The sequence below is a fragment of the Streptomyces sp. NPDC037301 genome, assembly GCF_055602785.1.
The window spans coordinates 53,314-79,304 of the sequence record NZ_JBVJWD010000015.1 but is presented as its reverse complement, the minus strand read 5'-3'; the positions used below and the strand labels follow the sequence as shown (position 1 = coordinate 79,304).

The 25,991-nt window shown below is 68.1% G+C and carries 18 protein-coding genes and 3 pseudogenes; 16 read left to right on the top strand and 5 right to left on the bottom strand.

The window, feature by feature from the left end:
- Positions 1-121 precede the first annotated feature (121 nt).
- The 15 genes and pseudogenes from ACZ7IB_RS23845 (at position 122) to ACZ7IB_RS23775 (ending at position 17,301) form a co-directional block, all read left to right on the top strand.
- Complete coding sequence (locus ACZ7IB_RS23845; RefSeq protein ID WP_470915445.1) at positions 122-463, top strand: GNAT family N-acetyltransferase; 342 nt, start codon at positions 122-124, stop codon at positions 461-463.
- A gap of 149 nt (positions 464-612) precedes the next feature.
- Positions 613-1,851: an MFS transporter gene (locus ACZ7IB_RS23840; protein WP_470915443.1), complete on the top strand. Its 1,239-nt coding sequence runs from the start codon at positions 613-615 to the stop codon at positions 1,849-1,851.
- A 249-nt stretch (positions 1,852-2,100) separates the two neighbouring features.
- Positions 2,101-2,353 (top strand): annotated as a pseudogene (locus ACZ7IB_RS23835) (transposase); the annotation flags it as partial.
- A gap of 73 nt (positions 2,354-2,426) precedes the next feature.
- Entirely contained in the window at positions 2,427-3,158 is a 732-nt protein-coding gene (locus ACZ7IB_RS23830; protein ID WP_470915441.1) for a helix-turn-helix transcriptional regulator, read from the top strand.
- Entirely contained in the window at positions 3,159-5,906 is a 2,748-nt protein-coding gene (locus tag ACZ7IB_RS23825; protein ID WP_470915440.1) for a helix-turn-helix transcriptional regulator, read from the top strand.
- A gap of 91 nt (positions 5,907-5,997) precedes the next feature.
- Positions 5,998-6,759, top strand: coding sequence for an alpha/beta fold hydrolase (locus ACZ7IB_RS23820; RefSeq protein ID WP_470915438.1), 762 nt, complete (start codon positions 5,998-6,000; stop codon positions 6,757-6,759).
- Between the two features lie 222 nt (positions 6,760-6,981).
- A complete protein-coding gene (locus ACZ7IB_RS23815) occupies positions 6,982-8,235 on the top strand; it encodes a sugar ABC transporter substrate-binding protein (RefSeq protein WP_470915436.1) in 1,254 nt (417 codons plus the stop codon).
- A gap of 19 nt (positions 8,236-8,254) precedes the next feature.
- Complete coding sequence (locus ACZ7IB_RS23810; RefSeq protein WP_470915435.1) at positions 8,255-9,244, top strand: carbohydrate ABC transporter permease; 990 nt, start codon at positions 8,255-8,257, stop codon at positions 9,242-9,244.
- An 11-nt stretch (positions 9,245-9,255) separates the two neighbouring features.
- Positions 9,256-10,071 carry a carbohydrate ABC transporter permease gene (locus tag ACZ7IB_RS23805; protein WP_470915434.1) on the top strand — a complete coding sequence of 272 codons (816 nt, stop codon included), beginning with the start codon at positions 9,256-9,258 and terminating at the stop codon, positions 10,069-10,071.
- A 362-nt stretch (positions 10,072-10,433) separates the two neighbouring features.
- Complete coding sequence (locus ACZ7IB_RS23800; RefSeq protein WP_470915432.1) at positions 10,434-11,537, top strand: AraC-like ligand-binding domain-containing protein; 1,104 nt, start codon at positions 10,434-10,436, stop codon at positions 11,535-11,537.
- Positions 11,538-11,614: 77 nt separating this feature from the next.
- Complete coding sequence (locus tag ACZ7IB_RS23795) at positions 11,615-12,064, top strand: SsgA family sporulation/cell division regulator (RefSeq protein WP_470915430.1); 450 nt, start codon at positions 11,615-11,617, stop codon at positions 12,062-12,064.
- Between the two features lie 55 nt (positions 12,065-12,119).
- Entirely contained in the window at positions 12,120-12,554 is a 435-nt protein-coding gene (locus tag ACZ7IB_RS23790; protein WP_470915428.1) for a hypothetical protein, read from the top strand.
- Between the two features lie 127 nt (positions 12,555-12,681).
- Entirely contained in the window at positions 12,682-14,940 is a 2,259-nt protein-coding gene (locus ACZ7IB_RS23785) for a helix-turn-helix domain-containing protein (RefSeq protein WP_470915426.1), read from the top strand.
- A 348-nt stretch (positions 14,941-15,288) separates the two neighbouring features.
- Positions 15,289-15,468: a hypothetical protein gene (locus ACZ7IB_RS23780; protein WP_470915424.1), complete on the top strand. Its 180-nt coding sequence runs from the start codon at positions 15,289-15,291 to the stop codon at positions 15,466-15,468.
- Positions 15,469-15,635: 167 nt separating this feature from the next.
- Positions 15,636-17,301, top strand: a pseudogene (locus tag ACZ7IB_RS23775) (IS200/IS605 family accessory protein TnpB-related protein).
- A 181-nt stretch (positions 17,302-17,482) separates the two neighbouring features.
- Here ACZ7IB_RS23775 and ACZ7IB_RS23770 read toward each other — a convergent pair.
- The 3 genes and pseudogenes from ACZ7IB_RS23770 to ACZ7IB_RS23760 all read right to left on the bottom strand — a co-directional run bounded on the left by ACZ7IB_RS23770 (position 17,483) and on the right by ACZ7IB_RS23760 (position 21,623).
- Positions 17,483-18,472, bottom strand: a complete 990-nt coding sequence (locus tag ACZ7IB_RS23770; protein WP_470915423.1) for an alpha/beta hydrolase — start codon at positions 18,470-18,472, stop codon at positions 17,483-17,485.
- Between the two features lie 154 nt (positions 18,473-18,626).
- On the bottom strand, positions 18,627-19,673 hold the full coding sequence (locus ACZ7IB_RS23765; protein ID WP_470915422.1) for an AraC-like ligand-binding domain-containing protein: 1,047 nt from the start codon (positions 19,671-19,673) through the stop codon (positions 18,627-18,629).
- Between the two features lie 598 nt (positions 19,674-20,271).
- Positions 20,272-21,623 (bottom strand): annotated as a pseudogene (locus tag ACZ7IB_RS23760) (FAD-dependent monooxygenase).
- 320 nt (positions 21,624-21,943) lie between these two features.
- Between ACZ7IB_RS23760 and ACZ7IB_RS23755 the strand changes: the two are divergent.
- Positions 21,944-22,537, top strand: coding sequence for a TetR/AcrR family transcriptional regulator (locus tag ACZ7IB_RS23755; protein WP_376294315.1), 594 nt, complete (start codon positions 21,944-21,946; stop codon positions 22,535-22,537).
- Position 22,538: 1 nt separating this feature from the next.
- Here ACZ7IB_RS23755 and ACZ7IB_RS23750 read toward each other — a convergent pair whose 3' ends face one another.
- On the bottom strand, positions 22,539-24,584 hold the full coding sequence (locus tag ACZ7IB_RS23750) for a galactose-binding domain-containing protein (RefSeq protein ID WP_470915420.1): 2,046 nt from the start codon (positions 24,582-24,584) through the stop codon (positions 22,539-22,541).
- A 542-nt stretch (positions 24,585-25,126) separates the two neighbouring features.
- Positions 25,127-25,969, bottom strand: coding sequence for an IS3 family transposase (locus ACZ7IB_RS23745; RefSeq protein WP_470915418.1), 843 nt, complete (start codon positions 25,967-25,969; stop codon positions 25,127-25,129).
- Between the last annotated feature and the right edge of the window lie 22 nt (positions 25,970-25,991).

The following is a 25,991-nucleotide window of genomic DNA, read 5'->3' as shown; positions in this document are numbered from 1 at the left end:
CACTCGGTCCGGACTCCTTCACAGATGGAGACAGTCCGTCGGCGCCATGGCAGCGTCGCACGCTCTGCCCCCACGCAACCCTCACTCCACGCACAATCCCGACACGCCTGAGAGGCACGCAATGACACGACCCGCCGACGCTCCGATCGTTCAGCGAGTGGCCGACAAGCACCGTTACGAGATCCTGGTGGACGGCAAGGTCGCCGGCTTCACCGCCTACCGCGACAGCGCCGACCAGCGCGTCTTCTACCACACCGAAATCGACGACTCCTACGCCGGGCTGGGCCTGGCCTCACAGCTCGTGCAGCAGGCGCTGACCGACGTCCGCGCCTCGGGGCAGCGCATCGTGCCTGTCTGCCCCTACGTCGCGAAGTTCCTCAAAAAGCATGACGAGTTCGACGACATCACCGACCCCGTGACCCGTGAGATCCGGCAGTGGCTGGCCGCCGTGCTGTCACGTTGATCGTTTCCGCTATTGCATGCCCAACAGGTACCGGGCGACGCTGCTGGTCATCTCTGCATGAGATGACTGATATCCCCGATCATCGCTCCTGGTGAGGAAGGGAGAGCAGCGTTCCCGTGGTTGTGCCTGCGTGACGAAAGAAGGTGCACATGTCCACAAGGTCTAACCTCCGCACTTCGCCCCGGTCCATGGGGGCCTCACAAGGCGTGCCAGGCTGGCTGGTCGCGCTCCTGGCCGTCGCGTCCGGGATGACGGTCGCCAATCTCTACTACGCCCAGCCTCTGCTGTCCTCGCTGAGCGGTGTCTTCCACATCAGCACGGCCACGGCCGGGACACTGATCACGCTCACCCAGGTCGGCTACGTCTTCGGCATGATCTTCCTGGTTCCGCTCGGCGACCGGCTGGAGAAGCGCAATCTGGTCACCGTCCTCCTGATGATCACGACCCTCGCCCTCGTGGCAGCCGGCCTCGCCACGAGCTTCCCCATGCTGCTGATCGCGTCGCTGATCAGCGGTGCCACCTCCGTCGTGGCTCAGATCCTGGTGCCCTTCGCGGCGAACCTGGCCCCGGACCATGCCAGGGGCCGCATCGTCGGCCGGGTCATGAGCGGTCTACTCACCGGCATTCTGCTCTCCCGAACCCTGAGCAGCCTGGTCTCCGACATCGCAGGCTGGCGCGTCGTCTTTCTCGGCTCCGCCGCTCTGATGGCCGTGCTCACGGTGGCCCTGCGTGCGGCCCTGCCACAGCACGCACCCACCACATCCATCCCGTACCACCACGTGCTGCGCTCCACCGTCCAGCTGGTGCGCACGCATCCCGTGCTGCTGCGTCGAGGGCTGTACCAGGCGGCGATGTTCAGCGCGTTCAGCGCATTCTGGACCACTGTCTCGTTTGTTCTGACCGGTCCCCGCTTCCACTACTCACCGGTCGGAGTCGGCGTCTTCGCCCTCGTGGGCGCGGCCGGAGCAGCCATCGCTCCGTTCGCCGGGCACTGGGCCGACCGAGGGCTCGTACGTCCCATGACCGGGGCTGCGTTCCTTGTGACCGCGCTGGCTTTTGCTGTCGCGGGTCTGGGCGGGCGCAGTATCGTCCTGATCGCCCTGGCTGCGATCCTGATCGACATGGCTGTGCAGACGACACTCATCCTGGGGCAGCACACCGTTTACCAGCTCGACCCGACCGCCCGCGCCCGCCTCAACAGCGCCTTCATCGCCATGTTCTTCGTCGGCGGTGCGATCGGCTCCCAGCTCGGGGCGATCGTCTACCACGCTGCCGGCTGGGCCGGCCTGACCGGCTTGGGCGCCGTTCTCCCACTGGCCGCTCTTGCCTACTGGGCCTTCGAACGCCAACCGCAGGCGGATTCGAAACTTACCGGTCGACAGGCATGACATGCGCTGCCTGCCGCAGGCGCACACGAACCGCAGTGTGTCCCGCGGCAGTCACGCCGGCTGTGCGCGGTGGGTGCGGCAGCCGGTGCACGCGACGTTCGTTCCGACAGGTCACCTCGTCCCGTTCAGCGTCCCGAGCAGTCCGTAGTCGTGATCAGCGACATTCCGAGGGATTCATGGGACTTTGCGCTTGAAGAACTCTTCCTGCGGACCGGAGCCCGCTTCGCCCGGGTGGAGGCTCGGCGCCGGATGCGGGACTACGTGCGCGGACTGCTCGGCCCGGTGGGCCGCAAGAACAGCTGGTAGCTCGCCGAGTACGCCGGCCACGCCACCCCCGACGGGCTGCAGCACCTGTTGTCCAAGAGCCGCTGGGACGCCGACGGCCCCCGCGACGACCTGCAGGCATACGCAGCCGAACAACTCGGCGAAGCCGACGGTGTGTTGATCGTCGATGACACCGGCTTCGTGAAGAAGGGCACCACCCTCCGCCGGGGTTCGCCGAGCATGTTGCTGTCGACCGGCCTGCAACTTCACTGACTTGGTGGCCACCCTCATCATCGAGCGGGTCGCCGGTGATGTGGCGGACACGGTCGGTTCCCGATACACCCAGGCCTGGGAAGTCTGCGCCTGCGTGGACCGGCACCTCGGGGGTCCGGAGCTCGGACCGGGATATCATCGCTGCTGCTCACAACATGTCCGTCCGGTCCCTCCACAACCTCTTCGAAGCGGAAGGAATCACCGTCAGCCGCCTGATCCAGCGCCGTCGGCTGCGGGAGTGTGCCAGGGGTCTCGCCCGGGGCGACTGCGGTGAGAGGATGGTCTCCGGCGTGGCCCGGCGTTGGGGCTTCACCAATCCGGCCTACTTCAGCCGACTCTTCCGCACTGCCTACGACATGTCTCCGAGCCGTTGGCGCGACACTCGGGGCGGCGCCGCGTCGTCCGAACCCTCAGTTGTGGTGGACGGACCTTTCCCGATTTCCGCCATGCTACGACTGGTCACGAGAAGCGCGATTGGAAACCCGTCGATGACGAAGCACTCGAAGACGGTGGGCCTGACCTGCGGCGAGGCAGCCACGCATGGCGTGTCCACGGAGAGCCGCGACCTCCTGGACCTCCCGCCCGCCCTCGTGCGTCTGCATGCTGACAGAGAGCCTGAGCCCGTGATCGATCTGCTGCCCGACGTGTTCGCCGGCCTTTCCGACGATGAGACCTTCCGGCACCGGCAGGCGATACCGAAGGGCGGAGTCACCGGTCGGCATGGGCCGAGGCCGGCTTCGGCAGGCGAGTGCGGACAGGAAGGGGCATAAGTGGCGGGGTCAGGCGGTTCGCTGTCCCGTAGCGGTCTACGCGGCCGGGAGGTCGAGCTCGAAGAGCTTCAGGCACTGATCGCCTCGGTGGCCCGCGCCGGAAGCGGCGGGTTGGCGCTGATCCAGGGGGAACCGGGCATCGGCAAATCCACGCTGCTCGGCGAGGCCGTCGCCAGGGCCAGGACAGCGGGATTCTCGGCCGGCCTCGGCAGGGCCGATGAGCTGCATCACATCGTGCCGCTCTCCTCGTTGGCGGCCTGCATCCTGCACGGCGATCAGCCGCTGCTGTCCGGCGATGCCTTTGTCGATCTCGCGCGCAATCATGATCAGCGGATCTGGCTGGTGGAGCGCCTGGCGGAGGCGATCGAAGCCAGAGCCGGCAGCGAGCCGGTGCTGATCGCCCTGGACGATGTGCAGTGGGCCGATCCGCTGAGCCGGTTTGCCCTCAGGCAGCTTCCGGCACGCTTGCGGACATCGCCGGTTCTGTGGATGCTGACCGGGCGGCAGGAGCCCGCCGGCCCAGCGGATGAGGTCGTTGCAGCCGCGGCCGGCAACCTCCCGGTGGTCACGGTGCCGTTGGGGCCACTGTCCGGCGCGGCCATCGGCCAACTGGCCGGCGACACACTGGGTGCAGCGGTTGACGAGCAGGTACGGGACTTGCTCGACGGGGCTGGCGGGAACCCGTTTCTGGCGGTCGAGATGCTCGCGGGACTGCGGACCGCCGAGGCCTCGGGTGAGCTGGTGCCCCCAGGGCTCGTGGTGGGTGTGCGCGGCAGAATCAGGTCCCTGCAGCCCAGCACACTGCGCTTCCTTCAGATGGGAGCGGTGCTGGGACGCAGGTTCGTCTTCCACGACGCCGCCGCGCTCTGTGGCCAACCGACTACCACGTTGATCGCGGCGCTCGAGGAAGCCGTACGCGCCGGGCTCCTGGACGACGACGGTGATCATCTGGCCTTCCGGCATGATCTGCTGCGTCAGGCGGTCTACGTCGACATCCCGCCGTCAGCCAGGAAGGCTCTGCACCGAGAGGCTGCCCACCGCCTTGTCTCCGCGGGCCACCAGCCGATCGACGCGGTGCCGCACATCCTCAGGGGAGCTCTGCGTGGAGACGAGGAAGCCGTAGCGCTGTTGCGGCGAGCCGCTGACGACGTACTGCCCGTCACGCCGGGCCTCGCGGCCGACCTGATGACGCACGCCCTGGAACTGGTGCCATCAGCACGGCCGTTGAGGTTCGTAGTGGGCGAGCAGACGATCCTGTGCTTGACACGGGCCGGCAGGAACCGAGAGGCGCTGTCGGCCGGCGACCGGCTACTGGCAGGCCGACCACCGCTGGAGGTGTTCAGTCGGCTGCAGGCCGCCCTCGGCGGGACGCTGTGGAACATGGATCTCGCCGGCGAATTGCGCCGCCGGGCCGAAACTGCCCTCGCCATGGAGGGCGCCGCCCCGGAGATCGGGGCGAGGCTGGCCTCCCTGCGCGCACTGGCCTTGTCCCGGGACCGTGATCTCGTCGCGGCGCGTGAGGCCGGCGAGACCGCGCTGCGTGCCGCCACCGCGATCGGTGACCGGGAGGCGCACGTCCTGGCCCTGTCCGGGCTCGGCGAGATCGCGCAGAATGCGGGTGAGAACGCCGTCGCGCTGGAGCGCTTTGCCGCGCTCAGCGCCGTCGATTCTGCTTTCCTGCCCGAAGAGATCGTCGCGCACCTGCACATGGACGACTTCGAGTCCAGCGAACGACTGCTCTTGCAAGCAGCGGACAATGCCGGGTCGATGCGTCAGGCGATGATGCTGTGGGCGCAGGGACAGCACGATCTGGGGCTCGGACGGCTCGACGACGCCGACGCCGACTTCGCGACAATGGAGCGCCTGGAAGACGACGTACAGGTATCCGTCCAGCAGGTGAACGCTCGCGTGATCCGCTCCCGGATCGCCCTTCTGCGCGGCGATCGGGGAGCGGCGCGGGGGCACCTGGCCGCAGCGCAGGAAAGACTGGCGGTCAAACCGAACCCGGGCAACACGGCCGCGGTGCGCTTCCTGGAAGCGGTCCATGCCGAGGCCGACGGGGACATCGGCCTTGCCATCGACAAGATTCGGCAAGTACAGCAGGAAGGTTCCTTCATGCGCTGGCGGCTGTTGCGCAACTGGGTCGATTCGGCGATACGCATGGCCCTGCGAGGCACGGACCACGAGCTCGCCGGGGACCTGGCCGCACAGGCCGAAGCCCACGCCGAACGCAACCCGACCGTACCCACCGCCACGGGCATCGCGGCGCAGGCCCTCGGGCTCGTGAAATACGATCTAGCCCTGCTGGAGCGCGCCGTAGCACTGCTCAAGGCAAGCCCTCGCCCGCTGGTCCGGGCCGCCGCCTACGCCGATCTCGGACAAGCACTCCTGGCAGCAGGCCGGAAACCTCAGGCAGTGGCCGCGCTGACTCATGCCCGTGGCATGTTCGCCGAGTCGGGCGCCCACGCCGCAGCGGCACGCGTACAGCGTGATCTTGATGGCGCAGGGGGCGGCAGCCGCAGGGCAGCAACCACGCAGCGCCCCGTCCGGGGATGGGGGGCCCTCACAGCCTCGGAGAAGAAGATCGCGCGCCTTGTCGCCGAGGGCCACACCAACCGGTCGGCCGCCGACCTGCTCGTCGTCTCCCCGCACACGGTCAACACTCATCTGACCTCTGTCTTCCGCAAGTTGTCGGTCAACTCCCGTGTTCAACTTGCGAACCTGGTCATGGCCTTGCCCGACAGCTGAGCGGACCGGTTGGTACGTTCACGCGATGTCCTGCCACACCTGAATGCGCTTGGCTGGGGGGCACCCCCACACTCAGTCGGAGGTCACCGGCATGCACAAACGCACCCCCGTACCGCCGACCATCGTGCTTGTGCATGGGGCGTTCACCGATGCCTCGTCCTGGGCGGGGGTCATCAGCCTTCTTCACGCCGCCGGATTCACCGTGCGCGCTCCGGCGAACCCGCTGCGCGGCCTGGCGCAGGACGCCGCCTACATCAGGAGCGTGGTGCGCGACATCGACGTTCCCGTCGTGCTGGTCGGCCACGACTACGGTGGCGCGGTCATCACACACGCCGCTACCGACGCCGACAACGTCGTGGCCTTATGCTACGTCGCGGCGTTCGGCCTCGACGCGGGCGAGTGCGTCCTGGACATCACGAACCGCTTTGCCCCCGTGCTGGTGGCCGATGCGACCTTCACCGCGGCCCTCCCCACCCAGATTCCCCGCGGCCCGGAAAGCGAGCTCTACATCCGTAAGGAACGGTTCCCGCAGGTGTACGCCGCCGACCTGCCGCCCAGCGTCAACGATGTGCTGTCCGTGGCGCAACGCCCGATCGCCTGCAACGCGCTGACCAGTAGATCGGGCCCGCCGGCATGGGCCTCCACGCCGTCCTGGTACGCCATCGCGACCGCCGACCGGATGCTCAACCCCACCGCTCAGCGCTTCATGGCACAACGCATGGCGGCCATCGAATACGTGCTGGACGGTTCGCACGCCGTTGTGCTGTCGCAGCCCGCCGCCGTCGTGGCGATGATCCAGGAAGCCGCCGAACAGGGCAATGGTCACGGCGACGGGCTGCGACAAGCCTTCTGAGCAGGTGAAAGAGGTGATCACACGTCTTCGTGTACACGGGGCCGCCGCCCGTTCCTGGGGAAGCCGATCTTCCGAATGCCTCACGCAATCGGCCGCCCAGGGCCCTATAACATGCGTTCGAACGGAAGATACCGGTATGGGCCGTCTTGACGGCACCCCGGAGTCCGCTCACCCTCCCGACATCGGCCCCGGCCACAGACATCACTCGGTAAAGGCGCCAGCATGATCTCACCGGCCAGACCGCCGGCGCGGCGGATCGCCGCCCTCTTGACCGCAACCCTCGCCCTGGTACTGGCTGCCACCGGGTGCGGTGCCGGAACCGGTAGTGGGTCCGCCACCGGCAAGGTCGTCTCCATCACGGCACTCGACTATTACACCGACGAAGCCGAACACACCCAATGGGGCGAGGTGCTCACCGCCTGCGGCAAGACCGCCGGCGTAAGGGTCGAGCACACAAGCGTTCCGGGGGCGTCACTCATCCCCAAGGTCTTGCAGCAGGCTTCTTCGCGGACCCTCCCCGACCTGTTGATGCTGGACAACCCCGATATGCAGCAGATCGCACAGACCGGCGCGCTGACCCCGCTGGACCAGTACGGCATCGACTCCAGCGGCTTCGCCAAGGGCATCCTGTCGGCGGGCACCTACAAGGGAAAGGTGTACGGACTGGCGCCTGACGTCAGCACGGTCGCTCTCTTCTACAACAAGGACATGCTCTCCAAGGCCGGTGTCTCCGTGCCGAGGACCTGGGGCGAGCTGAAGGCAGCGGCGGCCAAGCTGACCCGCCCGGGGCGCTACGGCATGGCGGTCGACGCAAACGCCACTTTTGAGGGTAGCTGGCAGTTCCTCCCGTTTCTGTGGTCCAACGGCGGGGACGAGAAGCAGTTGGACACCCCGCAGGCCGCGCAGGCACTTCAGCTGTGGGTCGACCTGGTGAAGAGCGGATCCATGTCGAAGTCGGTATTGAACTGGACACAGGCCGACGTCCACGATCAGTTCGTCGCCGGCAAGACAGCCATGATGATCAACGGCCCCTGGCGAATCCCTGCCCTGAACAAGGACAAGAACCTGCACTGGGGGGTGGCCCCCATCCCCGTCCCCCGGACGGGGCAGACCTCTGTCACACCGCTCGGCGGTGAGGTGTGGACGGTCCCGCAGAGCGCTTCCAAGGCCCGGCAGGAGAAGGCCGCCCAGGTCCTCGCCTGCCTGAACAACTCCCCGAACATGCTCGCCCTGGCCAAGCAGCACTTCACCGTGCCCTCCCGCTCCGCGGTGGCCGCCCAGTATGCAGAGCAGGTCCCTTCGATGGCTGCCTTCACCAAGAGCGTTGAAGCGGCCCGGGCCCGTACCAGCGAACTCGGCGTCAAGTGGCCCAAGGCGGCGACCGGGATATACACCGCGATCCAGTCCGCGCTGACGGGCGAGCAGACACCGGAGGAAGCCCTCAGGTATGCGCAGCAGATCGCGACCGGTAACTGACGCGTCCCCGACCCTCTGGATGAGTACCTGGCAAGACGACGGCGCCGTCGACGCGGGGGCGCCCGCCACCGGGGCGGCGGAGCAGGTCGAGGACGCGCACAGCAGGGACCGGGCCGTGGCCCGGGCACGCTTCTGGGAGCCGCTGACCCAGTGGATGTTCATCGTGCCCGCCGCTGCATACCTGCTGCTGTTCTTCGGCTACCCGATCGTCAAGAACATCGTGATGAGCTTTCAGCAGTACACGACCACGACTTTCTACACCGGTGCCGCGCCGTTCGTGGGGCCGCAGAACTACGCAAAGATCCTGTCGTCGGACCTGTTTTCCAAGGCCCTGTTGAACACGGCCCTGTTCACCGCTGGTTCGATACTGGGGCAGTTCGTGCTCGGTCTGGCCTTCGCCCTGTTCTTCCAGCGGCGCTTCCCGCTCGGCCGCGTTCTGCGATCGCTCCTGTTGCTGCCGTGGCTGTTGCCGCTGGTCGTCTCCGGAACCACGTGGAGGTGGATGCTCGCCCCCGACACGGGAGTCGTCAACGACGCGTTGCGCCACCTCCATCTCTCGTCGTCCGGGATCCCCTGGCTCACCGGCACCTCACAGGCGCTCGTGTCGGTGATCCTCATCAACATCTGGGTCGGAATCCCTTTCAACACCGCGATCCTGTACGGCGGCCTGCAGGACATCCCGACGCACCTGTACGAGTCGGCGAGGCTGGACGGCGCCGGCCCAGTGACGTCGTTCCGCTATGTCACCTGGCCACTGCTGCGGCCCGTGGTGAGCGTCGTGCTGGTGCTGGGCGTGGTCTACACGGTCAAGGTGCTGGACATCATCCTCGTAGTGACGGGCGGAGGACCGGCCAACGCCACAGAGACCATCGCCACCCAATCCTACGAACTGTCCTTTCAGCATTTCGAGTTCGGGCGCGGTGCCGCAATGAGCAACGTACTCATCGTCATCTCGCTCGCCTTCGCCGTCGTCTACCTCCGCGCCAACCGTCGCGCCCGGAACGTCTGAGAGGCGATCCCGTGAAGCGCGCATCCAACCGTGGCTGGCCGGCCACCATCGTCGGGATCGTCCTGCTCGCGCTGATGCTGTTTCCCTGCTACTGGATGGTGAACGCCTCCCTCCAGCCGGCCGGCAACACACTGCAGGGAGGCTGGTTCCCCTTCCATCCGGATTTCAGTGGTTACGCCACCGCACTGCGCGATCAGGGACGCAACCTCGTCACCAGCCTTGTCGTAGCCCTCGGCAGCGTCGCCCTCAGCCTCGGGCTGGCCGCCCCAGCGGCCTACGCGCTGGCCCACTTCCCCATCCGAGGAACCAACCTCGTGCTCTTCGGCATCCTGATCACACAGATGGTGCCGAGCATCGTCGTGGCCAACGCGCTCTACAGCGTCTATAATGACCTGGGACTCCTGAACTCCTACCTCGGGCTGATCCTCGCCGACTCCACCGCCGGGGTCCCCTTCGCGATCATCATCATGCGTTCGTTCATGCAGAGCATTCCCAGGGAGATCATCGATGCCGCGCGAGTGGACGGCGCCGGGAAGCTGCGCACCTTCCGCTCCGTGGTGCTCCCGGTGAGCAGGAACGCATTGATCACTGGGGCCGTCTTCACCTTCCTCTTCACCTGGAGCGACTTCCTCTTCGCTCTCACGCTGACCACCACGGAGACCGTACGGCCGATCACTCTGGGCATCTACCAGTACATCGGTGCTCACACGAACCAGTGGAACGCCATCATGGCCACCGCAGTCATGGCGTCCATCCCCGCCGCCGCACTGCTCGTCGTCGCTCAGCGCTACGTCGCCGCCTGTGCCGGCAGCGGAGCCGTCAAGTAGTGAGGGGCGGTCCCGTCTCCGTCCGGTCCGTAGTCGGCCTGCGGATGGTCATCGCAGGTTTCAGCTGTTGAACCCACCGTCGAGGGACTGAGCTGGGCATCGCCCCTGGCCGCGAGAACTGCCCTCTTTGTCTCAGTCCTGCATCCCGGATCTAGCGGATTCACGCGATGTGCTGCCCCGGGCCCGCTGGCACGGTGTTTCAGAAAGCACACCGGTTGAAGGGCGGAGATCATGTCGTGGGATTCATCGAGACCGGAGCCCGGGCAGCTCTCGGGCACCTCCATACCACGGATTCGGCACCAGCCCACCAAAGACGGACGTACTCGCGTGAAGCCCTGCCCCAAAGAGGAGGGACGGATCTGATGACGCCTGCCGCACTTGTCCAAGGCGACGTAAGTATCCCCGGCAGCCTCCACACCATCGACTCGCCGCCCGTCCACCGCAGACGGGCGTACTGGCGCGAAGCCCTGTCCCGGACGTTCGGCGCCGTGGACATGACCGTTCCCGATGAGGTGTGTTCCGGCACGATCCGTATGACACCGCTCGGCCGGCTCCAGGCAGTCACCGTGGACGGCGACCGCCTGTCCGCCCTGCGAACTCGCCAACTCGTCGCGCAGGGCCACGAAGACGGGTACGTTGTGATCGCACTGCTGGACAGAGGAGTCGCCCGAATCGAGCAGGACGGCCGTGAAGCGCTCATTGGGCCAGGGGACATTTTCGTCTACGACATGGCGCGTCCCCTTCGGCTGAACTTTCCCCAGCCCTTCCGGACGAAGTCCCTCGTCCTGCCGAGAGACGTTCTGGGCCCGAGCGAGTCCGATGTGGCTCACGTCACGGCATCCCCGCTCGGCCCCGACACGCCCCTCGGCGGTCTGCTCTCGCCTTTCCTGGCCGGGCTCGTGGACGGCGCGGGAACCTACCCGCCACGCATCAGCGAGCTGATGGCCCGTAACGTCGTGGACCTGCTCGGCGTGCTGGCCGACGAGCGGCTCGGCCGGACGACCATGGACACGCCCGGCGGGAACCGGGCACTGCTGTTGCGAATCCAGGAGTTCATCGACCGTCACCTCTCGGACCCCGATCTGACCCCGCAGGCCGTCGCCCAAGCCCACCACATATCCCTGCGCTACCTGCACAAGCTGTTCGAGAGCGAAGACGCCACTGTCGGCAGGTGGATCCAACGGCGTCGTCTGGAGGAGTGCGGGCGCGATCTGGCGCGCCGCGCAAACGGCTCCACGATCGCCGCGGTGGCGCACCGATGGGGTTTCACCAGTGCCACCCATTTCAGCCGGGTGTTCCGGGCCGCCTACGGGATGTCCCCCCGTAAATGGCGCGACTCCCAAGGCGTGACACCGCACACCCCGTCCCCCCGCGGGGATCACCGATACCTGAAGCCGGTGCTCGATTCTTTCTCATGCCATATTCCGTGCATTCCGCGACAACATGTAAGCGCTGTGGGATTTTAGGGCTATTCGCAGGAAATTCGCTTCTGCAGCCATTGTTGGGGAATGAAATGATCCAGCCTCTTTCCTCGGTCACGTGCATGGCGACAGTGCACGTCAGCGTCCCGGACGGGCTGCCGGCCCCGCTGCCCGCGGAGCTGCGCTGCGACATGACCGACCCCTACGCCGTCCGACCTTCCCTCGGCGCATCCGCGGCCAGAACCGTGGACCGGGCGTTCGCCCGCTCGCTGCTCGCGGAGGGCCTGCGCCTGCCCACCGGCACCAGGGACGTGATGGTGATTCCCCGGCGCCGTTGCCTTCCGGACTCCGTGCGCATCGTGCTGAAGTCGATCGCCGGCGCGGCGCTGGTCGACATCGCGGCGTCCACAGTCGCCGCGTTCCTGCAGAATGCCGGGGAAGTGTCCCTTGAGCTCTGGTCTCGGATCCCTGGCTGTGTGTTCGGCGGTGGCGTCATGTGTCCGTGCACATCTCGGCGGATGACCGGCCAAGACCTCCGACGACAGGCTGGCTGTACTGGATCACGGTACTGACCGATGACCAGCGGGAGTCATGACGACGCCGGCCCCGACGGACTCGCGCGTATGCGTGAGCCCCGAAGCCGACGGGTGGACGCTGGTCATCGGACCGTGCGCGATCCATGCGATGGCGAGCGCAGAGACAGGTGCTCCGTCTGAGCGGGTTCGCGAGCGCGATGACCGGAATGCCGTCGCGCTGGAGTTCGCCGATGCCCCCGAGCCGGCCGGCCGAGTCGGCGAAGGCTCCGTGGACGAGGACGGCGGTGGGAATGGCAGCGGACATGCGGGGGCTCTTCCTGAATCGGCGTGGGCCGGGGGATCCCGGCAAGGAGCATTTTCCAACCTGACTGTGCCGGCCGCGGGTTGGACGTATCTGCAGAACGACCAAGCTGCTGGCAGACGGCTCCGATGGGCCTACGGCCACTACCTGATCTTTGCGTCGGCAGCCGCCGTCGGGGCGGGCCTGGCAGTCAACGCCGACCAGGTCACCCGCCGCGCCGGTTGAGCAACGTCGGCGGTTCAGTGGGGGGCGGGGTCGGGCAGGCGTTCCGGGGCGGCTGTTGCCGCCGCCCTGAGGCTGGGCCCGGAGAAGCACGCCGTAATCTACCGGCGGGGGAGGACAGGGAGGATTTGTGGCCGGGGAGAAGCCGTTCGGGGTTGCTCTGCGTGGTCTGCGGCAGCAGTGCCGTTTGACGATGGAGGAGTTGGCTGAGGCGTCGGGTGTGAGTGTCCGGGCGATCGGTGATATGGAGCGGGGGCGTAGTCGGGTTCCGCAGCGGCGTACGGTGGTGGCGCTGGCGGAGGGGCTGGGGCTTGCGGATGCGGAGCGGGAGGCGTTGCTGGCTGCGGCGCGGGCGGCGCGGGCGGCGCGTCCGACGCGTGCGGTGACGGGGACGGCTGTGCCGCCGCGATCGGTGGGGGACTTCACGGGGCGCGGCCCGGAGTTGGCCCGGCTGAGGGAGGCGGCGGAACGGGCCTGCGCCGGCGTGGGGGTGTCGGTGTCGGTCGTCTCGGGTCCTCCGGGGTGCGGGAAGACGACGCTGGCGCTGAAGGCGGCAGCGGATCTGGCGGAGGAGTTCCCTGACGGGTGCTTCGTGGTGGACCTGCACGGGGTGGAAGGCCCCGTGGACCCGGGGGAGGCGCTGCTGAAGCTGCTGAAGGCCCTTGGGGTGTCGGACCGGCGGCTGGCGCAGGAGGATCCGCAGGGCCGCGCGGGGCTGCTGAGGGCGCTGTTGGGTGAGCGCCGGTGCCTGGTGGTGTTGGACAACGCCCGCGACGAGGGGCAGGTCCGTGCGCTGCTGCCCGCGGGCGGGCGGAGTCTGGTGCTGGTCACCAGCCGGCGGCCGTTGACCGGGCTGGAGGATGTCGACCGCCTGGCGCTGTCGGAGATGGCACAGGACGAGGCGGTCGAGCTGCTGCGCCGGATCCTGGGCGAGGAGCGGGCGGACGCGGAAGCTGAGGCTGTGGCGCAGGTGGCGGAGCTATGCGGGCGACTGCCGTTGGCCTTGCGGGTGGCGGGAAACTGGCTGACGGTCCGTTCTGGATGGAGCGTTGACCACCTGGTCCGCCGCCTGGCCGACGAAGAACGCAGACTGGGCGCGCTCGCTGCCGGCGATGTGCGGGTGGAGGCGGCATTCGAACTGTCCTACCGGCAGCTGACCGGCCAGGCCGGACGCATGCTGCGGCTGCTGAGCCTGGTTCCGGGGCCGGACATGACCGCCGCCTACGGCGCCGCTCTGACCTCGACCGGGGTCTTCGAGGCCGAGGATGTGATGGAGGAGCTGGTCGAGGCCGGGCTGCTCCAAGCCACCTTCACCGGCCGCTACCAGCTGCACGACCTGCTGCGGCTTTTCGCCCGCGCCCGGCTGTCCCGCGAGGAGGAACCCGGCGAGCAGGAAGCAGCCGACGACCGGCTGCGCACCTGGCTGCTGGAGACGGCTGTGATCGCCGGCCGCTGGTACAAGCCCAGGTACGGGGCGCCGTCGTCCTCCTGGCAGGGCCTGGTCCCGCTGGAGAGTGCCGAGCAGGCCCGTGCCTGGCTCCAGAGCGAAGCCCCCGCCTGGCTCGCCGCGCTGCGCAGCGCCGCCCACAGGGGTGAGCACACCCGGGTCGTGGAGACCGCCTATGCCATGGAATGGTTCTGCGACCTGTGGGTCCACTGGGGACACTGGCCCGAAGCCTTCCGCTTGGCCAGCGAGGCCGCTACCGCACTTGACGACCCGTACATGCAGGCCTTCCACCTCAACATGTACTCCTGGGCCCTCTCCTGCGAGTCCCGGTACCGGGAGGCCATCGAACGGGCCGACGAAGCGCTGGACTGCGCCCGCCGCGCCCAGGACGCTTCCCAGCAAGCCTCGGCACTGGCGCAAGCGGCATGGGCCCAAGCGGAGCTCGGCGAGGTCCAGGAGGCCGCCGACAAGTCGCTCGCCTCCATAGACCTGTACGAAGAGGCTGACGACCGCGAGGGCTGGCTGGGTGCCATGTTCACCTACGGATCCTCCCTGCGCCTGCTCGGCCGTGCCGAGGAAGCCCTGATCCAGCACAAGCGCATCATCGCCTTCCTGGATGCGCCCGACTGTCCGGTGAGCGGGCACCTCGCCGACATCTACCGTGCCAACACGACCCGCGCACTTGGTCGCGGCTACGCCGTCCTGCGGCGGTGGCGCGAGGCCGCCGACCACTATCGCAATGCTGTGGTCCAGTCCAGCCGCATCGGCATTCCCCACATAGAGGGCAGCACGCTACTGCATCTGGGAGAGGCCCTGATCGAACTGGGAGAAACCGAGGAAGCCCGCTCCTGCCTCCGTCAGGCCCTCGCTTTCGGCGACGCGGCCGACAGCAAAGACCTGAAGACCGCACAGAAGCTCCTGGACTCGCTCCCCGCCGAGTGAGCAACGCCCGCCGCCGTGACAGGCTCTGGGTTCGGCATCCCACGGGGCTGCCGCCGGCCCTGGTGATCACGGCGGAGGCCGACGTGACGTGGGACGAGGGGAAGCAGTATCGATCAGCTGCGCTGCGTCGCGGCCTGTTTCCCGGCCTGGTCCATGACTTCGTGTCACTCACGGCCTTGCGCGACCGTCCGCCGACGCGGGCGGCCGTCCGGCAAGCGGTGCTTTCCTGCGCAGAGCGGACCGGCCGCAGCGTTGAAGCGGTGCCGGGGCGGTCAGATGTGCCCCGATGTCGGCAGGGTGCGCTCCGGCTACGGCTTGGGGTGCCGCCGCTGACGGAACATCAGCGCGATGGCTGTCACCGACGTCGGCAGCCGGCTCGCGCAGCTCGACGACCTGGACGTCGACGGGGCGGGGCGATCGGTCCTCGAGCGACCGTCGGGTCGCGTCGGCGAGACGGTCCGCCAGCAGGCGTGTCGACGACGGCTGGCCGAGGCCGGCAGAAACAACCACGGTCCTGAAGGGTTGTGAGCTGCTGTCGGTTTGCTGAGCTGAAGTGCGTTGTAGTGAGCAGAAGTGAGTCCTGTCGGCGGCTTCACGGGACGGGAACGGAAGTTCTGGGGCCGAATGGGTGACCTTGGCGTCTGCTGCTCGTTGGGCAGGTGGCAGGTTTCCAGTCTTGGGGAGGGGGTGATGTGGTGGGTGGTGTGCGGGAGTTGGCGGCATCCTTCGTGGTGCCCGGGCCTTGCGGGGTGGCGGTCCGGGACCGTCTGAAGCACCTCACGCCCAGGACGAGAGTGTTCTGCGCGCGGTCGGTGAGCATCAGGGGCGTCTGGCTTCGCGTGATTTCAGGGCCCGTTGTGCGGATGGTCTGGAGCACAGCAAGGATACCTGGGCGTCGCGCAAGCGGGACCTGACGCCGCTGTCGTCGTCGCGGATCGCCGGTGCGATCACCAAAGCCACCCATGATCAGTGGGCGCTGGCCCGCCGTTGCCAGGCCGCGCACATCCAGACGCTGGAAGCCGGGATCGGGACGCTGCGGCGTCGCCTGTCCCTCCCCATCGGGGAGCCCGGGACGAAGCGGGCCGCGGGCGGCTACCGCTCCCAGGGTGAGTGGTTCCACAAGTCCCGCCGCCTCGCGGCGCTGGAAGCCCGGCACGATGCCGCGGTCCGTGACCGGCAGGCCGGACGCGTCCGGGTCGTGCGGGGCGGCAGACGCCTCCTCAACACCCGCCACCACCTCACCCGGGCCCAGCTGACCGAAGAGCAGTGGCGAGAACGCTGGGAAGCGGAACGCTGGTTCATCGCCGCCGACGGCGAATCCGGGAAACGGTTCGGGAACGAGACCATCCGCGTTACCCCGGACGGTGAAGTGTCCATCAAGCTGCCCGCCCCGCTCGCCCACCTGGCCAACGCCAAGCACGGCCGGTACACCCTCAACTCGACCGCGGCGTTTGCGCACCGGGCCAGGAGTGGGCCGACCGCATCACCGCGAACCGGGCCGTCGCCTACCGCATCCACCTCGACGTGGACCGTCGCCGCTGGTACCTCACCGCGTCCTGGCAACGCCCCGTCGTCCAGACCATCCCGCTGGCCACCGCCCGCGCCCGGGGCATGGTCGGCGTCGACACCAACGCCGACCACTTCGCCGCCTACCACCTAGACCCACACGGCAACCCCATCGGCGAGCCCCGGCGGTTCTTCTACGACCTGTCCGGCACCACCACGCACCGCGACGCACAGATCCGCCACGCCCTGACCCGCCTGATCAACTGGGCCAAGCGGTGCAGCGTGACCGCGATCGGCATCGAAGACCTCGACTTCACCACCGAGAAAACGCGGGAGAAACACGGCCGCAAGAAGCGGTTCAGGCAGCTGCTCTCCGGTATTCCGACCGGCAGACTCAAGGCCCGGCTGGTCTCCATGGCCGCCGAACAGGGCCTGAGCATTGTCGCGGTCGACCCCGCCTACACCTCCCTGTGGGGTGCCCAGCACTGGCAGAAACCGCTGGCCACCCCCAAGCGAAAGATGTCCCGTCACGATGCCGCCGGCATCGCGATCGGACGACGCGCCCTCGGACACCCGATCCGGGATGGGGTATCCCCTGCTCGAACGGAGTTGAGAGCTTGGGGAAGGACGGCACCGCCCCCACACGACCGGAGTGATCGTGCGGGGCATCGGACCGCCCAGGCCAGGCCAGGCACCCGAGGACGTGACGGAACCCGCCCACCCGCAACGGACCACGCCCCCAGAGACGTGCCGCCGAACGGGACGCGAAAGCGGGGACCGAGTGCATCCAACACCGTTCGGGATGCGCCCAGTACACATCGGTGGGTCCAGGACTCACTCATGCACACTGGCTAGGAACGGTTCCTCCCCGTCGTCTTCCTCGCTCTCGGGCGTGTGCTGCGGCTCGTACCGGTCCGTTCTCCGTCCCGCAGCCGCACCCCAAGTCGACCCGGTACGGGCGCAGGCGCCTGCCTGCTCGCGCACGGGGGATGTGCTCTGTGCGCACCTTTGTGTACCTGTCCCGGAGCGGAAGGAATCAGCCGCGGTGCCGGTGCAGGGCGACATGCACAGTGTCGAGGGCCTGGATGAGGGCTGCGCGGGCGGCGTCCGTGTCGCGCAGCGGATCGAGCACCATGAAGCCGTGGATCGTCCCGTGGTACCGCATGGAGACCACCGCAACGCCGGCCGCCCGGAGCTTCGCCGCGTAGGCCTCACCCTCGTCGCGTACCACGTCGGCCTCGCTGGTGACCACCAGCGCCGGGGGGAGTCCGGTGAGCTGCTCCAGGGTTGCCTGCAGCGGTGATGCGGTGACCTCGCTGCGCTGCCGTGCGTCGGGCAGGTACTGGTCCCAGAACCAGCGCATCGTCTCGCGGCCGAGGAAGTAGCCCTTGGCGAACTGGTGGTACGAGGGGGTGTCGAAGTCGGCGTCGGTGACCGGGCAGAGCAGCACCTGCTGCAGCAACCGCACCCCGCCGCGCTCCTTTGCGAGCAGGGTCAGCGCCGCCACCAGGTTGCCGCCGGCCGAGTCGCCCACGGCGGCCATCCGGCTCCCGTCCAGACCGATTTCGCCGCCTCGCTCGCAGATCCACTTTGCGACCGCGTAGCACTGCTCGACGGCGACCGGATACCGCGCCTCGGGGGCGCGCTCGTACTCGACGAAGACCACGGCCGCGTCCGAACCGAGGGCGAACGCGCGCACTAGGCGCTCATGGGTGCCGGCGTCACCCAGGACCCAGCCCAGCCCGTGCAGGAACAGCACGACGGGGATCTTGCCGACGCTGCCGGCGGGCCTGACCACTCTCACCCGTACGTGACCGGTCGGCCCGCCCGGCAGTGCGAACCACTCGGTGGAGGTGGCCTCCGCGTCGAGGGGGTCGTCCTCGCCCTGCAGACGGGCCAGGTCCAGCCGGACCTGTTCCAGGTCCGGGTCGCGCGCCCACGGTGGGCAGGTGTGGCTGTCCACGAACGCTCGGGTGGAGTGGTCCAGGACCGGGTGCCGAAGGGGCGAACGAGTGAAGTCGGTCACACGGTCTCCTGTCGAGGGTCAAGGGAACTTGGAGGGAAAGGGTTGTTCGCTGCACGGGGTGCCTGGTCGAGAGGCAGAAAGCGATGCTGCGGCTGCCGGGCCGGGGCACTGACGCCGCGGGCACAGGGCGGCCGCACGGCTCCGAGCGGGCACCCTACCCCCTGGAACGTGGGAGGTCAGCCCCCGGCCGATCGGCCACCGTGGACGACGGCGCCGGCGTGCCCGCCGGAGACTGTCCGACGTCGTCCTGGGCGGTGCGCAAGTTGCGCCATTCACGGGGGGAGACGCCGTAGGTGGCGCGGAAGGCCCGGCTGAAGTGGGCGGGGTTGACGAAGCCCCACCGCTGGGCCACGGCGGACACGGTGGGGGCTGTCCTGCCGCGGCAGGACAGTTCCCGGCCGCACTCCTCCAGGCGCCGTCGCTGGATGAGTCGGCCGACGGTGGTCCCCTCGCCTTCGAACAGCCGGTGCAGGTACCGGACGGAGATCCGGTGCGTCCGGGCGATGCTCTCCGGCGACAGGTCCGGGTCGCCCAGGTTCCGGTTGATGTGGTCGCGGACGCGCAGCAGCAGGTGGCTGCGGGCGGTGTCCGCGTCCGTGCCGCCCGGGTGGGCCCGCTCGGCGATCAGGGTGGCGAACAGGTCGACGACATTGCCGGCCAGCCGGTTCGCGACGGCCGGCGGGTAGTCGTCGGCCGAGGAGGCCAGGGTGGCCAGGAACGGGAGCAGCATCGCGCCGAAGCCGTCCCCGGTGCCGATGGCGTTGCCTGTGACCTGCCGGATGTCGCTGTCCGGCACGCCCAGCGTGCGGCGGGGCAGTTGGAAGACGTGCGTGGCGAACCGCTGCGGATAGTCGAAGGAGTACGGCCGGGACGTGTCGTACACCACCAGGTCTCCCTTGCCCACCTCGGCCCGTCGGCCGTCCTGGATGAAGGTGGCCGTGCCAGATATCTGGACACCGACCGCCACCAGTGCCTCGGACGATCGGGTGATCAGTGCCGGGGTGCGGCTGACCCTCTCCGCGTCGGCCTCCATGGTGGAGACCTGGAGATATCCGAGGCGGGCGGTGGCGATCCGGCCGTCGAACGGGCCGTCGCCTCGCGGGGCGACCGTCATTGGCACCAGCGTCCTGCTCACCGCATCGTTCCAGTACGCGACCTTGTCCCGGTCCGGCACGGAGGCGGTCGTCAACACCAAGCTCAAGTTGCTCTCCGCTCAGGGGAAGTGGCTTTGGGGCTGCAACGGACGGGAACAGGACGGACGGCTGCACCTCCCCGGAAGGCGGCGGCCGGTGCCCGGCAGGGCCGGACGGCTCGTCGTACGGGCAGCGACCTCGCTGGAGCGCAACCGGACCGCTTCGGCGAGGCCCGGGTTCCCGCCCGCACCGAACAGCCAAGCAGCGGACCGCTTCTGTCTCCAGGCAGAAAAATAGGCAGAAATCACGGGAGCGGACGGGCACGTCCGGTGCTGTGCAGCACCGGAACAGCACAGGGCGCCGTGAGGATCGGATCTCGCGGCAGGGCGCCTTTCGTTGTGCGGACAGGCAGTGGCGGTGGAATGTCGGTGATCCGCGGGATCGCTGGTTTGGCCAACCGGCGATCCCGCGCTATGTTGCCCCGCTTCTGCATCGTCGGAATCAGGTGAAGTAAGAGACTTTGCAGGCGCCCGGCGCGACCTCGACAACGCAGATTGCGAAAGTGGCGGAGTTCCGTCTGAATCAGCATTCGGGAGATGCGCCCAGCTAACGAGCTCGTGCATGGTTGGCGGTGGAGCGTCGACGTCCGCGGTTTCGCTCCAGGGCTCACATTCGCAGATCGACTCGGAATCGGGGCTCTCGGACGTAAAACGACAGACCCGGCGGGCTGCCTGCGTACGCGTGTCGAAGGGCTACGGCGGTCATGGTGCCGGATCTGCGGCGTGGGGCAACACTGTCCACGACGCGTGGGTGTTGACCTGCGCCACTGTGGCCTGGGCCAGCTTCTTGTAACGGTTCGAGATCTCCTCGGCCCGGCCGACGGGCAGCGGCTCCCCATGCTCCGCGGCTCGAGCGATGATCTCCTCCGGTCCCAGATCCCGATTGCCCAGCACGACCGCGTTGACCATCGGCCGGCGCAGCTCGTCGTAGCGGCGGAGCGCGGCTACGGGGTCGCGCTCCCGGGCCAGGCACCAGGCCAGTACGCGGGCGTCGATGATGGACTGCGATCCGCCGTTCATGCCCATCGGGAACATCGGGTGTGCGGCGTCACCGAGCAGGGTGACCCGTCCGAAGCTCCAGCGCGGCAGTGGGTCGCGGTCGAGCATCGGGTACTCGAAGATCGCCGGGGAACGCTCGACCAGCGTCGTCAGGTCGATCCACGGCAGGCTCCAGTCCGCCAGGCCGGCGCGGGCCTCCGCCGTCGTGATGCGACGGTTCGAGCGGTCCAGCGGTCTGCCGGACGGCCCGTGCCGTACCTCCAGCACTCAGTTCATCAGGGCTTCGCCGCCCTCGGTCGCCGGGTCCTCGATCGGGTAGGCGACAAATTTCGCACCGGGGGTGCCCCCGGCGACCACGATCGAACGGCCGTCGAAGATGTGCCGGTACCGTGCGACACCGCGCCACATGTGGACGCCGTTCCAGTGGGAAGGAGTCTCGTGCGGGTGGAGCTGGGCGCGGACCGCGGAGTCGATGCCGTCGGAGCCGACCAGCAAGTCGGCGTCCTCAACCGTCGACTCGCCGCTCGACCGGTCCAGGAAGTGTGCCCGGACGCCGCCCGCCGCCTGATCGAGGCGCTGGAACTTCAGGCCGGTGCGGACAGCGTCCGGCCCCAGGCGCTCACGCACCGCCGCCAACAGCATCACGTGCAGGCGGCCACGGTGCACGGAGTACTGCGGCCAGTGGTAGCCGGCCGCGAGCCCGAGTGGCTCCTCCCACACCGGTTCGCCCGCCCGGTCGCGGTAACTCAGCCGATGCGGAGGCAGCGCGACGGCCGCCAGTTCATCGGCCAGACCGAGCTCGGTGAGCTCCCGTACGGCATGCGGCAGCAGGTTGATCCCCACCCCGACGGCCTCGATGGTCCGTGCCGCCTCCATCACCCGCGGCTCGAAACCGGCGGCGTGCAGGCCCAGGGCGCAGGTCAGCCCGGCGATGCCCCCGCCCACGATGGTGACCCTCATCCGCCTGCCCCTGCCTTTCGCCGGCACTGCGACCGAAGCACCTCGGTGAGACGCACGACCATGATGCCGGACGGGGCCACCGCGCCGGACGGGGCCGGTTCGGCGCCGCAGCAGTTCTGTCCCTGACCGCCTGTTGGCCCCGGTCCCATCCGCTGCTGACTGATCGCTTCGGAATGAAGTTCGTTGTGATTCCTGGCGGTTGTGTGATGCACCGGCAGGATCTGTTGGGTGTCCGATGACCTGTGGGGCCGCATGGCCCCGCAGCCCGCTGCCGCGCGCCCCCGCGGCGTATGCTTGCGCCGGTCAGGGGAGGAGGCGCCATGGGGCGGATGCCGTCGGCGCAGCGGCGCAGGCAACTGGTCGAGGCCGCGATCCGGGTGATGGCCCGCGACGGCGTCGCGAAGACCACGACGCGGTCCGTCGTGGCGGAGGCGGGTGTCTCGCTGAGCGTTTTCCACTACTGCTTCGACTCCAAGCAGGAGTTGCTCGAAGCGGTGATGGACACCATCTCCGAGCACTCCGAGTCGGATGTCCTCACCACGCTCATCCGCAGGCCCACCCTGCGCGAGACGATCCGCGCCGGGCTCCAGGCGTACTGGGATCATGTGCTGGCCAATCCCGGCGAGCACATGCTGACGTACGAACTCACCCAGTACGCCCTGCGGGAGCCCGGCTATGAGCATCTCGCCCGGCGGCAGTACGAGCGCTATCTCACGGCACACACCAAAGTGATCCGTCAGCTCCCCTCGGTCCTCGGCGTGGAGTTGACGGTGCCCGAGCCCGCGGCCGCCAGGTATCTGGCCGCGCTGACCGACGGGCTCACCCTCAACTTCCTCGTGCTGGGCGACGAGGAGAAGGCGGGCGACGTGCTGGACATCGTCGCGGACCAGATCCTGACGTTGGTGCGGGAGTAGCTCAGCGGCTGTACACCGCTGCCTCGTTGATCGAGTAGCCGTACTTGGTAGCCCGTGTCACGCCGTGGATACGGACGTACCGCGCCTGCACCGGGCTGAACACCGCGTTGTCCAGGCCCCCGTCCCCGCTGTCCGTGGACCACACGGTCCGCCACGTGGTCCCGTCGTCCGAGACCTCGATCCGGTAGACCCGCGCATAGGCCTGTTCCCAGTCCAGGGAGACCTTACCGACCGTACGGGAGCTGCCCAGATCGAGCCGCAGCCACTGGTCGTCCGACCAGCCGCTCGCCCATCTCGTGCCGGTGTCGCCGTCCACGGCCTTCTCGGCGGCGTAGCTGGTGAGCGGGTTCCACTCCGTTTCACCGGCGCTCGCCGCGGCGCCGGCGGCGAGGTTGGGTGCGGGTTTGTGGAGTTCGGTCGCCTTCCAGGTGCGGAGGTAGGACTCCGCGCCGTCGAGTAGGTCCTGCACGGTGTCCTTGCCGCCGCTGAGCCGGATCTGCTCGATCCAGTCGGGCACCATCCCGACATGGGCCGCACCGTCGGTGTTGAAGTCCCAGGTGCGCTGGCCGGTTTGCTGACGGTCGATGACGGAGCCGCCGTCGGCACTGCGGAAGGGATACTTGACCGCGTTGGGGGCGCTGGGTCCGACCGGTCCCGGCCAGCCGCCGACGCCGTTCATGTCGGTGCCGTAGCCGACTCCGACGCCGTACTTCTGGCGCAGCGCCCTGGTGGCGGCGGATTCCTTGGCGAAGCTGTCGGCGCTGGACATGTACGAGGCCTTGAAGCCGCCGAGGCGGTAGACGCGCTCCAGCCAGCCGTCGTCCATCCAGCTGTGGCTGGAGAGCACGCCGGGGTAGTTCGCCGACTCCAGCAGGTCCAGGGCGCGGCCGGCCGCCTTGACGCTCATGTGGTCGGCCTCGAACATCATGTTGCGCTTCATCAGCCCCTTGACGGCGTACTCGCCGAGGCGGGTCAGCCCACGGGTGTTGCACTGCGCGCTGCTGTCGTATGCGGGCACCTTGGTGCCGGCGGGCAGCAGCTTGGTCACCTCGGCCGGGGCGGCCACGTTACCGGCGGGGTTGTCGTGCTGCGGACCGCTGCACTTCTCCGTACTCCAGAAGGTGCCGGTGGAGAGGAACTGGCCGATGTTCACGGCCGTTCCGATGGTGCCGGAGTCCATCCGCACTCCGCACAGGGCGTTGTCGAACTTGTGGCACAGGAACATGCTGCGCACACCGAGTTTGTACAGCTCGTCCAGACCTCTGTCGATGTCGGCCTGGCTGCACTGGGGGACGTCGAGGATCTGCTTGCAGCCGAAGGGCTCCGAGGTCTCGACGCCGAGCACCACGGCGAGCTTGCCCTCCGCGACGATCTGGCGGGCCTGGGTGGAGTCGGTGACGATACGGAAGAAGCCCTTACCCGTTCCGCCGTAGATCTTGTCGATGTAGTCCTGCATCTCGTAGGTCTTGCGGGCTTCGAGACGGATGGCGTCCATCTCGTTGCAGCCGCGGTCCCTGACGTAGATCGAGCACAACAGGCCGTTGGTGACCAGGTCGTTGACCAGGATCCGCTGGCCGCCGCGCCAGGTGCGCTCCAGCCACGCGTAGTAATTCTGCTGATGGCTCAGGGAGTTGTGGGCGGGCCAGGACTTGAACGTCGGCCAGCCCACCGGGTCGTGGTGGCCGTCCGAACCACCGGTGACGTTCTCGAAGAGGGCGAGCGAGCCGTCGGGATAGTGCTCGGGGCAGTCCGCGAGGGCGTCGGCGATGCCCGCTTCGGAGAACGGCTTGCCGCAGATGATGCGGCCGCCGAAGCCCTCGTTGGACATCACGTGATTGTGCGCGTCGACGAAGCCACGGACCCGGCCCTGGCTGTCCGTGCCGCGGAAGGGCTCGCCGGTGACGTTGATCTGTGAATCGGCGGCGGGCCGCGCCGTGGGCTCCCACCAGGGGGTGTCGGCTCCGACGGCGGGCGGGGAGCCCACACCGAGAGCCAGCAGGAGGGTGACGACAACGGCAAACAGTCCACGTCTGCGGAGGAGGGTCATCCGGGCTACCTTCGCTGTCCGGGATGGGCGCGCGCCAACTTACTCGCGCGTAGGTCCCGTCGAGGATGGCGCGGACCTGACAACGAGTCAAGAGTCCGGGACAGATGACCTATTTGATATCCCGTCAACTCGACCGGCTGAAGAAAGCCCTCTCGGGACGGCCTGTCTTCGGGGCCGGGGAACTCACGCGATGGCACCTCGCGCAAGCGGGTGCCGGCCGATGTCGGTGGGGGTGACATCGGGGTGCCTCCCGCGCTCCGAACGTGAACGGGACGGCCTCCACGTTCCATGGCTGCGGCACGATCTTCAGAGCGCCGACCGCCGGAGCGACGAGCAGCATCCAGCCCGTGAACGGTCCCGAACATTTGATCAGCGCCTTGGCCCCGGCGGCCGAACGGCTCCGGAATCCCTCCCCTCACGACGCGCTGACGGCCCGCACGCCAGCCGCCCACATTTTGCTCGACCGTCACCTCGGCCCACTTTCCTCAAGTCCGGGTCCTCTTGAATACTCCGTCTGAACCGCCCCGGGTTCGGTAGAGATCTCAGATTGTGTTTTTGACCTGGGGTTTCGCGGTGGTGAGGTAGTGGTTGGTCTCGTATTCGACGGGTGGGATGTGCCCTATTTCACCGTGGAGTCGGCGGTGGCAGTACCAGTCGACCCACTCGGCCGTCGCGAGTTCGACTTGGGAAAGTGTCCTCCAGGGCCGGCCAGGCTTGATCAGCTCGGTTTTGAACAGGCCGATCGCGGACTCCATGAGGGCGTTGTCGTAGGCGTCACGACCGAGCCGATCGAAGCCGCGATGCCCACGGCGTCCAGATGCTCGGCGAGCCGGAAACTCGTATATTGCGACCCGGCGTCCGAGTGATGTATCAACTCGCCTGCCGTGTGGGGGAATCCGTCCCGGTTCGCGCTGCCACGGAGCCATCTCCAGGGCGTCCAGTACGAGCCTGGTCTCCTTCGATGTGGCGGCGGACCAGCCAACGATCCGGCGGGAGAAAGTGTCCACGACGAAGGCGACGTAGACGACTCCGGACCAAGACCTGACGTAGGTGAAGTCAGCGACCCAGCAGCGGTTCGGCGCCGGCGCGACGAACTTGCGGTCCAGCAGATCCGGCGCCCGTTCGACTGGGCTGTCCGGGATCGTGGTGATGACCTTCTTTCCGCGGACGGCGCCGGTGATGCCGAGATCGCGCATCAGGCGTTCGACGGTGCACCGGGCTACTTCGTGGCCCTGGCGGTGCAGCTCACGCCAGACCTTCCTGGCGCCATAGACACGGAAGTCGGTCTCGTGGACCTCGGTGATCAGCTCCTTGAGGGCGGCATCCCGCACCTGCCTGGCCGAGGGGGTGACCGCGCCCTGCACGTCGTTAATCTGTCCGTGCATTTCGGATTCTCCAGTTCCAGGG